The organism is uncultured Algibacter sp. (genome assembly GCF_947495675.1).
GTDB lineage: Bacteria > Bacteroidota > Bacteroidia > Flavobacteriales > Flavobacteriaceae > Algibacter_B.
In genome coordinates this window covers 1-217 of the sequence record NZ_CANLZX010000112.1, presented here as the reverse complement: position 1 = coordinate 217, position 217 = coordinate 1, and the positions used below count along the sequence as shown (strand labels likewise).

Below are 217 nucleotides of genomic sequence, written 5' to 3'. Positions count from 1 at the left end.
GATCAGTCCAGACTGTCTGTGGGCAGGTGTAGCCACACCAAACACGCCCCAAGGCTGACGTGAACAAGAATAGGCCAAGGCCCGCCATGATGAGGAGACCTGCGACTAATTAAAACTCGTGCGGCCAAATCTCGATCCAGAATAAATAAAAGCGACGACCTGCCAGATCGATCAACACGGCTTGGTCTGGCAAGTTCGGGCCGCGATCCCAACGAAT

Annotated in this window: 1 protein-coding gene; it reads right to left on the bottom strand. The window is 53.9% G+C overall.

Annotated elements, in window-relative coordinates; all coding sequences use genetic code 11:
* A partial coding sequence (locus Q0842_RS16410) for a 4Fe-4S binding protein (protein WP_366941138.1) occupies nt 1-88 on the bottom strand: 88 nt, incomplete at its 3' end.
* Nucleotides 89-217 lie beyond the last annotated feature (129 nt).